The sequence below is a fragment of the Mycobacterium sp. genome, assembly GCF_035314905.1.
GTDB lineage: Bacteria > Actinomycetota > Actinomycetes > Mycobacteriales > Mycobacteriaceae > Mycobacterium.
The window spans coordinates 1-10,377 of the sequence record NZ_DATFYW010000064.1; the positions used below are offsets into that span (position 1 = coordinate 1).

Annotated in this window: 7 protein-coding genes and 2 pseudogenes; 3 read left to right on the forward strand and 6 right to left on the reverse strand. The window is 65.9% G+C overall.

The window, feature by feature from the left end:
* Positions 1 to 392: hypothetical protein (locus VKG81_RS04895; protein WP_324390234.1), on the forward strand; the 392-nt coding region annotated here is incomplete at its 5' end.
* Between the two features lie 50 nt (positions 393 to 442).
* On the opposite strand, the gene VKG81_RS04900 is transcribed toward VKG81_RS04895, so the two are convergent.
* Positions 443 to 2,110 carry a flavin-containing monooxygenase gene (locus tag VKG81_RS04900; RefSeq protein ID WP_414685168.1) on the reverse strand — a complete coding sequence of 556 codons (1,668 nt, stop codon included), beginning with the start codon at positions 2,108 to 2,110 and terminating at the stop codon, positions 443 to 445.
* A gap of 347 nt (positions 2,111 to 2,457) precedes the next feature.
* Between VKG81_RS04900 and VKG81_RS04905 the strand changes: the two genes are divergently transcribed.
* Positions 2,458 to 3,891 carry a bifunctional lysylphosphatidylglycerol flippase/synthetase MprF gene (locus VKG81_RS04905; protein ID WP_324390246.1) on the forward strand — a complete coding sequence of 478 codons (1,434 nt, stop codon included), beginning with the start codon at positions 2,458 to 2,460 and terminating at the stop codon, positions 3,889 to 3,891.
* A gap of 3 nt (positions 3,892 to 3,894) precedes the next feature.
* On the opposite strand, the gene VKG81_RS04910 is transcribed toward VKG81_RS04905, so the two are convergent.
* Entirely contained in the window at positions 3,895 to 5,475 is a 1,581-nt protein-coding gene (locus VKG81_RS04910; RefSeq protein WP_324390238.1) for an NAD(P)/FAD-dependent oxidoreductase, read from the reverse strand.
* Positions 5,476 to 5,777: 302 nt separating this feature from the next.
* Positions 5,778 to 6,323, reverse strand: a pseudogene (locus tag VKG81_RS04915) (cytochrome P450); the annotation flags it as partial.
* A 16-nt stretch (positions 6,324 to 6,339) separates the two neighbouring features.
* On the opposite strand from VKG81_RS04915, the pseudogene VKG81_RS04920 reads away from it, so the two are divergent.
* Positions 6,340 to 8,181, forward strand: a pseudogene (locus VKG81_RS04920) (helix-turn-helix transcriptional regulator); the annotation flags it as partial.
* 113 nt (positions 8,182 to 8,294) lie between these two features.
* Here VKG81_RS04920 and VKG81_RS04925 read toward each other — a convergent pair.
* The 3 genes from VKG81_RS04925 to VKG81_RS04935 form a co-directional block, all read right to left on the reverse strand.
* A complete protein-coding gene (locus VKG81_RS04925) occupies positions 8,295 to 8,480 on the reverse strand; it encodes a hypothetical protein (protein WP_324390240.1) in 186 nt (61 codons plus the stop codon).
* A gap of 401 nt (positions 8,481 to 8,881) precedes the next feature.
* Positions 8,882 to 9,838, reverse strand: coding sequence for a R2-like ligand-binding oxidase (locus VKG81_RS04930; RefSeq protein ID WP_324390242.1), 957 nt, complete (start codon positions 9,836 to 9,838; stop codon positions 8,882 to 8,884).
* A 167-nt stretch (positions 9,839 to 10,005) separates the two neighbouring features.
* On the reverse strand, positions 10,006 to 10,377 hold a 372-nt coding region (locus VKG81_RS04935), incomplete at its 5' end, for an aquaporin (protein WP_324390244.1).

The window sequence follows — 10,377 nt, forward strand, 5'->3', positions numbered from 1 at the left end:
CGATGGCCAAGCTGCCGGGAATCTCGATCGACAACGCGCTCTACAACGAGATTTTCGCCAACCACGTCACCGGAAATTTCGGCGGTGGCGTGAAGATGGTGCGCACCGGACTATTTAACGTCATCGGAGTGAACGTCGTAAGCGACAACAATCTTGGCGAAAACACAAAGTACCATTTCTTTGGTATCGAACTTGGCGCCGCATCGGCTGACCAGCCCGCCGCCGATCTGGACTTTGTAGGTTCCTCCGGCAACGTCATTTCTCGGAACACCATTCAGGGCAGCCATTATTCCGGCATATTTTTGGCACCCGGTTCGATACAGAATGATATATTAGATAACGGAATTGCCGGGGTGGAGGCGTTCGCCGTGGAATCCGCAAGCCGCTATTAGAGACCAGCAGCACGCCCGCACCGGCGCCACGATCTCGGGTGGTCCCGAGATCAGGACACCTTGATCAGGTTGAACCCCTTGTATCCGGCTTCGGCAACCTCGGTGCAGATGTCGTTGTACGCACCGAATCCGCCGGTGAACAACATGAACACCCTCGGCTTGCCCGGCACGTTGGCGCCCATGTACCACGAGTTGGCCCTGGTGAACAGCGTGGCTTCCGCCCGCCGGGCGCACTCGGCGATCCAGTTCTCCACCGCGTCCGGGCTAGCGTCGATGCCGGCGTAGCCGTGTTCGTCGAGGTAGCCGATGCAGTCGGCGATCCAGTTTACGTGGGCCTCGGCGTGCAGCACCATGTTGGCCAGCACGGCGGGCGCTCCCGGGCCTGAGACGATGAACAGGTTGGGGAATCCGTCGACGCCCAGACCCAGATAGGTCCGCGGGCCGTCCTTCCAGTCGTGGCGCAGCAGCTCACCTTCCCGCCCGACGATGTCGATCTTGGCCAGGGCTCCGGTCATCGCGTCGAAACCGGTGGCGAGCACGATCGCGTCGAGGTCGTAATGCGCGTCGGTGGTGTTTATCCCGGTGGCATCGACCGACACGATTGGTGTCTGGCGGACGCTGACCAGCTTCACATGGGGCTGGTTGAAGGTCTGGAAGTAGTTGCTGTCGGTGCAGATCCGCTTGGTGCCGATCGGGTGATCATTGGGGATCAGCAGATCGGCGACCTCCGGGTCGTCGATGACGGCGCGGACCTTCTCTTCGTAGAACTTCCTGGCCTCCTCGTTGGCGACCGGGTCGATCATCTGGTCGGGAAAGGTCTTGCTGAACAGCACACCGCCGAGCTGCCAACGCTTTTCGAACGCCGCGCGTCGCTCCTCGGGCGGCAGCTCCATCGTCTTCCTGGCGGTGCCGATGTAGGGCGAGCCGCCGCCACTGTGCCAGGACAACCATCGCCGCTCGTCGTAGTTCGCCTTGACCTCGGCCATCTCCGTGGGGGTTAGCGGCTTGTTGCGTGCCGGCACACTGTAATTGGGCGTGCGCTGGAACACACACAGCTGGTCGGCCTGCTGGGCAATGATCGGGATCGACTGGATGCCCGACGATCCGGTGCCGATCACCGCGACGCGCCTGCCGCTGAAGTCGACGCCCCCATGCGGCCAGTGAGCGGTGTGATAGATGTCGCCGCGGAACGTGTCCAGGCCCTCGAAGTTGGGGGTTAGCGCCGCCGACAGGGCACCCGTGGCCATCAGGCAGAACCGCGTGGTGACGACCTCGCCGGCGTCGGTCCTCACCGTCCAGTGCAACGTCTTTTCGTCGAGGACCGCCGAGGTGACCCGCGTGTTGAACGTGATGTCGCTGCGCAGGTCCAGCTTGGCAGCGACCCATTTGATGTAGCGCAGGATCTCGTCCTGGGTGGCGTACTTCTCGGTCCAGTTCCACTCCCGCTGCAGTTCGTCGGAGAACGAGTAGGAGTAGTCGACGCTCTCGACATCGCAGCGCGCGCCGGGGTACCGGTTGAAATACCACGTGCCGCCGACCTCGGGGGCCGCCTCGAACACGCGCACCGACAGCCCCTGCGAGCGCAGCTTGTGCAGCGCGTACAACCCCGCAAAGCCGGCACCGACGACCGCCGCGTCGAGGCTGGGCAGCTGTGGATCCGCCGTGTTGGTCACGAATAGACAACCTAGGCGACCCCGGCCGAGGCCCGGTGCCCGCATCCCGGTCACCGGACGCTGCGCTCGATCGAGCCGAAGGCGGAGTCTGCGCACCCGTCTACCTGAAACGCGGCGACACCACCGAGCAGGTGCGAGCGGCAGCCCAACGAGCGATCGGCATCGCGCTGGACGGATTGCGCCACGTGCAAGGCCGGGACGACCGATGAGCGGAGCAGAGTCCAATGGCCCTAGAGCGCCCCTCCCGCTCAGCCCTAGGTTCGCATCACAGACACCGAACATCGGCACGGGGTGCGGGGTCTGGCTCAATTCGGAGGATCGGGGATGATCACCAGCGCAGCTGCACGACCCGGCGCGCCGACGGTTTGTGCCAGAACGGATCCGCCGTGAGCATGGCGCCCGGAAGAATCGGCACCGGCCGCCGGCCTGGTGAACGGGTGCTGATCAGGCTTGACTCGTCGCCCGCGCGCTGGGTGGGCGTGTTGACGATGGTATGCGTTGTCTGTGGGCTCATCCTGCTGGCGGCACGCGGGCATCAGCCTGCCGACTGGCGCGCGGGGGGGCGGCCGGCGTGGTCACTGGCCCTGATGGCCGCGGCGGCGCTGATCGCGCGCGGCATCCTCCTGCGCCGGCCGGTGACCGCCGCGCACGCGCTGGCGGCCGCGGCCGCGCTGCTCGCCGGCCTGGCGGCGCACTTCCTGTCGGCAAGCCTGCTCGGCAACGTGCTGCTCGCCGGCACCGGGCTGGCACTGATGTGGCCGACCACAGCGCGCCCTCAGCCGGGCGCGCTACCGCAGGTTTGGGCCCTAGTGGACGCCACACGCCGAGATCCGCTGGCCCCGTTCGCGATGGAGTCGCTGAAGAGCTACCACTTCAACGCCGAGCGCACCGCCGCGGTCGCCTACCGCACCCGCCTGGGGTTCGCCGTCATCAGCGGTGACCCGATCGGGGAGGAGGCCGCCTTCAACGAGTTGGTGGGCGATTTCGCGCGGGTGTGTCGCAGCCGCGGTTGGCGCATCATCGTATTGGGTTGCAGCGAAGGCCGTCTCGCGCTGTGGCGCAAACAGGCCGTGGGTCACCCGATGCTGAGGGTGCCGATTGGGCGCGACGTTGTTGTCGACGTGCAGCGGTTTTCCATGGTGGGGCGTCGATTCCGCAATCTGCGCCAAGCGGTGCAGCGCACGCATAACGCCGGGGTCAGCACTGAGGTCGTCGACGAGCAGCAGCTCGGGGCGGCGCTGACCGCCGAGCTGGCCGCCGTGCTGTGTGCCTCGCATAGCGGCGCGCGCACCGAACGCGGGTTTTGCATGAACCTCGACTGCGCACTCGAGGGCCGCTACCCCGGTGTCCAGCTCATCATCGCGCGCGACAGCGGAGGCCGGGTACAGGGGTTTCACCGCTACGCGAGCGCCGGACATGGATCCGAGGTCAGCCTCGATGTGCCCTTCCGCCGCCCCGGCGCACCCAACGGCATCGACGAGCGGCTCAGCGTCGACATGATCGCGCATGCGAAAGCCCATCACGCGCAGCGGCTCTCGTTGGCATTCGCGGCGTTCCCGGAAATCTTCGAAAATAGAAACCGCGGACCGCTTCACGGCGTGTTCTATCTGTTGATCCATCTGCTCGACCCGCTGATCGCGCTCGAGTCCCTCTACCGGTACCTGCGCAAGTTCCACGCCCTCGGCGAGCGTCGCTACGCCGTGCTGAGCGCGCATCACATCCCAACCGCCTTGGTGGTGCTGTTGTCACTGGAGTTCATGCCGCGCAGGCGCCATCTGCGGGTTGCTGATCGCGATGACGTGAAAACGAATCTGCGACAGCACTGAGCACTATTTCGTCGGGACGAGCGCTTCCAGATGCCGCAGCACCACTTTGGCGCTATTCAGTCCGGGGAGACAGGTGACCCCTGGACCGGGATGGGCCGCCGAGCCGCCGATAAACAGGCCCTCGAGCGGGGTGCCGTATGTCGACTCGCCCGGCAGTCTGTCGGACCACATCTGCCCTGCGTCGATCAGTCCCTGCGCATAATCGCCATCGGTGGCCCCGAAAGTGCTGTGGAAGTAGCGGTTCGCCAGCACCACTTTGTCATTGATCAGGTCAACGAATCCGGGAGCGTGTTGCTCGAACACCGCGATGCAGTTGTCGGCGTACTGCTCCTTCAACGACCGGTGGGCGTCCGGCGTGAGGTCGGTCGGGAAGTACGGCGCGAAAATCGTCGCAGTGTGCTTGCCTCGGGGCGCCAGGGTCGGATCAACCAGGCTCGGCAGATACAGATACGCGGGCGGCCGCTCAGGTAGCTTGCCTCGCCGGTACTGGTCCCATGCGTCGCTTACGTACTCGGCAGACGGCGTAAATGCCATTGTGGGACAAGTCGATCCGTTGTCAGTCGCGAATGGCTGCAACCAATCCACCCAGGTGGGCTCGCCGTCGAGAGTCAGATGTGCCTGAATGTATCCCTCGTTGTAACGCACCTCCCGCACCTTTCGTGCGAAGTCACCGGGCAGGTGCTCTTCGCCGAGCAGGCCGAGGAAGGTTTTGTTCGCGTCCAGCGTCGACACGACCGCGCGGGCGGAGATTTCCGAACCGTTCTTCAGCCGCACTCCCGTGACCTTGCCTCCGTCGACCAGCAACGACCGAACCTCGGTCTTGACGTTCACTTCGGCGCCGTAGTGTTCGGCACGGCGCTGCAGCGACGCGCTCAACGCGCCGATGCCGCCGCGGGGCATCATGAACTTCGGGGTGTCCAGGCCGTTGAGCAGGTAGTGGAAAAGCGTTGACGCGCCGGTGCCCGGAGTCCACGGACCGGCATAGCAGCCGTCGATCGACATCGTCGCGAGCGATCCCTGTAAGCAGGGTGCCATCTCCGGCGTCATGAATCGCCGCACGATGTCCATCGTGCTGCCGAACCACATCTGGGCAAAGTCGCGCCGCGACTGGGCATCTGGCTGGTCGGCGATCACCTCGTGGATGTTCGGGGCGGCACCGTAGGCCGATTCGGAGAAGTACGGCCCGAACTTACGGATATGCATGAACAACTGGGCCAGCGCCGTCGCGGTCTGCTCGCCGTGATCATCGAAGACATGCGTGGCCTGGCGCTCGAGATTGTTGTACATCACGAACGGGACCGAACCCTCGTACCCGAACGTGCATGCAGACGACCACGGGTCGATCAGCTCGAAACCAAACTGCGGCAACTCGAGTCGATCGATCAGCTCGGGCCGGAATGCGATCAGCGCCCAGGCCCCCACGCTGTGCTTGAAGCCCGGGAACAGTTCCCGGGTCGCGGCCATGCCACCGATGAAGTGCGCGCGTTCCAACACCAGGACTCGTGCGCCGCCTCTTGCCAGCTCGCCGGCCGCCGTCAACCCGTTGTGCCCCGCACCGATCACCACGACGTCGAAGTCGGTCATCGAAGCTCTCCTCGCTCGCGCCTGCGGACAATGTATTCCCCTGGACGCGTGGCTCGCCAGCGGCAACCTCGACAACGACGAGTGGCTGACTACAGCTCATCTCATTTGGGTGTGCGCAGCAGGGCGCCCCCGATGATGGATGCGGTGACCACGACGTCACGTTGCTTTGCGGGCGGTGTTTCGCGCCAACGCCTCCGCCGGCATGGCCCGCACGGCGCCGATGATCGCAGATCCGGCAAGGCCGGCATCGATGCCCGGCGCGTGCATTGGCACCCTACCCAGCTCGTGGCTGGTCGGCGAGTTCAGTGTCCGGCGTCGAATTCAATGGGCAGGGTTGTCGGGCCGGTGATCCCGAGTAGCGGCTTCCAGGGGGCAGGGCCGCTGCGGTGTGGGTTGGGCATGCGGCGCGTGATGACGGTCAGGGCTTCGGCGAGTTCGAGCCGGGCGAGGTGTGCTCCCAGACAGTAATGAATGCCGCCGCCGAAGCTCAGCATGGTCGGCGGATTTGCGCGGGTGATGTCGAGGCGGTCGGGATCGTGGTAGACGGCAGGGTCGCGGTTGGCCGAGGCAGTGTTGGCGAGCACGAGCGTGCCGGCGGGAATAGTGACCTCCGCGAGTTGGACGTCTTCGGCGGCCTTGCGCATGGACGTGAAAATGACCGGGCTATGGCGCATGAGCTCCTCGACGGCCTGCGGTGCGAGCTCGGGATGCTCAGCCAGGAGGGCCCACTGCTTGGGGTGGTCGCACAGGACCTGCACGGCGGCGGCCAACTGATTGCGGGTGGTGTCGGTGCCTGCCATCAGCAGGACTTCTGCGAGCATGGTTAGCTCGTCGGCGCTGAGTCGGTTAGTTGTTTGTCGAAAGTTGGCGATCGAGCTGGCGGCCGCGCGGGTGCGGGCATTGTCGCTGGCCGAGATCCTCGATGGCCTGCATGACCGGTTCCGGTTGTTGACCGGTGGTGCGCGCACCGCGGTGCGCCGCCAGCAGACGCTGCGCGCCTCGGTGGATTGGTCGCATGGGTTGTTGAGCGAGCCGGAACGGGTCTTGTTTCGCCGGCTGGCGGTGTTTGTGGGCGGGTTCGACCTGGACGCCGCCCAGGCGGTCGGCGGCGGTGCTGACATGCCGCGCTTCCAGGTGCTCGACCTGCTCACGTTGCTGGTGGACAAGTCGCTGGTGGTGACCGACGACAGCGGGGACCGAACCCGCTACCGGTTGCTGGAGACGGTTCGCCAACACGCGCTGGAAAAACTCGGCGAGTCCGGCGGGGCCGACAGCGTGCGCTCGCGTCATCGTGATTACTACACGGCGATGGCCGCCGTGCTTGACGCGCCGGCAGGCCGTGATTATGAGCAGCGTCTCGATCAGGCCGAACAGGCCGTGGCGATCGCGCGAGACGTCGATGACCCGGCCCTGCTGGCCCGGACATTGACCGCCTGCGGGTTTACCGCCGGCCTGGGCTATCACGTCGAGGTGGCCCGGGCATGCTTCGCCGAGGCGATCGGCCTGGCCCGTGCCGTGGACGATCGGTGGCGGCTGAGCCAGATCCTCGCCCTGCAGGCGCAGGGCGCCCACATCGTTGACCCGCTCGGGATGCGCGCAGCTGGCGAGGAGGGACGTGACCTCGCCGACTCGATCGGCGACCGGTTCAACTCGCGTGTGTGTCGCTTTTACCTCGGGGCGGCGCAGCACCTCAGCGGCGATTTAGCCGGATCCGCCGCACAGTTCGGCGAGGTGGCGGCCGAGGCCGAGGCGGCTCACGACGAGATCTGGAGGGTGTTCAGCCTCGCCGGCCAGAGCCTGGTACTCGCACGTCAGGGTGAGGCGGCGGCGGCCCGGGCGGCGGCCGAGGCGATCCTTGAGGGCGGCGCGGAGCTTGGCGGGAGGTTCGCGGTAGTGGGGCACATGGTGTTGGGATTCGCGGCCCTGGCCGCCGGGGATGGCGCGGCGGCGCACGAGGCGCGCGAGGCCGCCCTCCAGTTCATGATTGTCGTGAGTGGTGGCGCGGAGGCATTGCAGCGCATCTGGAATGCCGAGGCCGCGCTGGCAGACGGGGATCTCGCTGCCGCCCGCCGTTGGGCCGACGAGGCCGTGTCGACCACGACCGGCTTGTGGCTGACGTGGGCGCCGAGCACGCGCGCCCGGGTGGCGATCGCGCAGGGTGAGCCGGAGCAGGCCGAACGCGACGCCCACGACGCGCTCGTCCGCGCCGCCGACATCCAGGCGTAAGCGGGCATTCCCGACACCCTGGAGTGCCTCGGCACCCTGGCCGGGGACGCCGGTAGTCACCGCGAAGCCGCCCGGCTGTTCGGCGCGGCACACGCCATCCGGCACCGCATCGGGGAGGTCCGCTTCAAAATCTATGACGCCGTCTACGAAGCTTCGGTGGCGGCGCTGCGAGATACGCTGGGTGAGAACGGCTTTGACTCCGCGTGGGCGGAGGGCGCGGCCCTGTCCACCGAGGACGCGATCGCCTACGCCCAGCGCGGCCGCGGTGAACGCAAACGGCCCACCAGCGGCTGGGCCTCGCTCACCCCGACCGAACACGACGTCGTGCGACTCGTCAGCGAGGGGCTCGGCAACAAAGACATCGCCACCAGGCTGTTCGTCTCACCGCGCACCGTGCAAACCCACCTCACCCACGTCTACACCAAACTCGGGCTCACCAGCCGCGTGCAGCTCGTCCAAGAAGCAGCCCGCCACAGTTAACGGACCGCCTACTCCGGCGTAGCGCGACTGGCTCGACTGCTGTCGCGGCACACCGAGAACGAAAACCATGGGTGCCTGTGTGACACGAGGGTCTTCTCGTCATCTAATCCGGTTCACGCCGAGCCGGTGTGGGTCAGCGTGAACGTGTCCCGGAACCCGCCCGGTGCGCCGTCGCAATCCGCCGCCACGGTGCCGTTTGCGGTGCCGGTCAAAGTGGTCGGGTCCACCGAATAACTCACCGTTCCCGGCAGGCGCCTCCCGTCGTCGCAAATCGACAGATCCGGCCTTGTCACGGTCATCTGCCAACCACCATCGATGAGTCGCAGGTCTCCGTCGTATCCGCCGCCTCCGCCCGGCCCCCGATCCGGTGAACTGCTGACGTGAGCGCATCCGGGACCACATGGTGTAACAGTCCACGTGCGCAGGGCGTTGATGTCTACCGGGGCGCCGCGATCGAATTCTTCGGTGACCCAATATGTGTACGTTCCGTTCAAGTCCTGATCAGCTGAAGCAACGGTCGGAAGCACCAGGCTGAAGCAACCAAGCCCAACAGCGAGCGCGACAACAGCTCTGATCCCCATCAGCTTTCCTATCGATTCGTCGCGCACGAGACAACGGTACGGAAACCGGTCGAACAATTCGGGGCCAGCCCGCAGCCGACGTCGCCCCAGCCTTAGCGCATCAGCTCACGGGCTGACGGTCAGCCTGTGAGCTCCAGCTGGTCCTCCTGGTGGAACTTCTCCTCGAGCGCCTCGGGCGACGCGTCGCGGTCGATGGTGAGCACATCGGCGCCGCGGGCGGATTCGATCGCCCCGAGCCGGCGGGTGAGTTTGTCCAGGGCGTAGGCGGTCATCTCTTCTGGATCCAGCCCGAAGGGGGGCTTGTTGCCGAACTTGCGGAAAGTCTCGGCGACCGTTTCCGTCGCCAGGCCCATGAGCTCGCCCATTCGGTCCTGGACGACTTGCCAGAGTTCGTCGTTGGCCGCGACGTGTCGGCGGCAGGTGAAGGTGCCCCACGCCATGTGCCGACGTTCGTCGTCGCCGATGTGCTTGATGACTTTCTGCATCCCGGGCAGGATTCCGCGGCTGCTGCACACCTTCTGCCAGGCGTAGTAGCCGGTCAGAGCGAGCGTTCCCTCGATCACGTGGTTGTAGGTGACGGAGGCCCGGATCTGGTTACGCGGGGTGGAGTCCTGCTCCAGTGCGTACAGGCTGGCCGGCAGTTCTCGGGTGAACATCTGCATGTAGGGGTCGTTGAACTCGATGTATTCGTGCAGGTCCTCGGTAAGGCCGACAGCGTCGAACCAGAGCCGGAAGCCCAGCGTGTGCTTAGCCTCCTCGTACACGAACTGGGTCAGATACATCTCGTCGGCGAAGCGGCCTTCCGCAGCCATCGCCGCGACAAACGGTTGTAGGTCCTGGGTCACCGATTCCTCTCCGGCGAGAAACTGTGCGGCCAGCGAGGTGGTCATCCATCGCTCGTCGTCGGTCATCGCGGCGAAGTCCTTGGCGTCCTGCGTGAAGTCGATGTCCGCCGGGTTCCACTGCTTTGCGTTGCCCTTGGCGAACAGGCGCATCGGCAAGGATTCCTGGCTCAAGCCGCCGGCGCCCAGGGAGGCGTAACCGTTCCGATTGCCGTGTCGGATCGTGCGCGTCATTGCTGGCTCCTTTGCCGTGGCTGGTGGAAGCCCGCGTCACGGGTGAAGCGGGTTCACCCGCAGCTTAGGTTCGATTCGGCCCTACGATTGCCGTTTCGGCGCCCAGGCCGACAGAAACGGTTTCGGAAATGTTGGGTCAGCCCCGCTCGGCAGAACTGAAGAGGGACCTACTGCCCTGAGGTGTCAGGCCCACTCAGCACGCCCTGAGCCGCCCGCGCGCCGGCCGCCGTAGCCCGACCCTTCAGGATGTATTCGAACCCGACCGCAATGGTGGCGCCGATCATCGGTCCGACCAGGTAGATCCAATATGTGCCTACCTGGCCCGCGACTGCGTCGGGCGCCAGCGAGCGCATCGGGTTCATCGACGCACCGGTGACCGGCGCACCCCACACGGCGGCGATGCCGATGTACCCGCCGACCGCAATCGCCGCATTGGTTCCGATATTCCGGGCGCCCGACGACGTCCCCAGGATGACGCTCACGAGGCCGAGCGTCAGCACACCTTCGATCGCGACGGCCACCCAGTCCGAGACACCCGG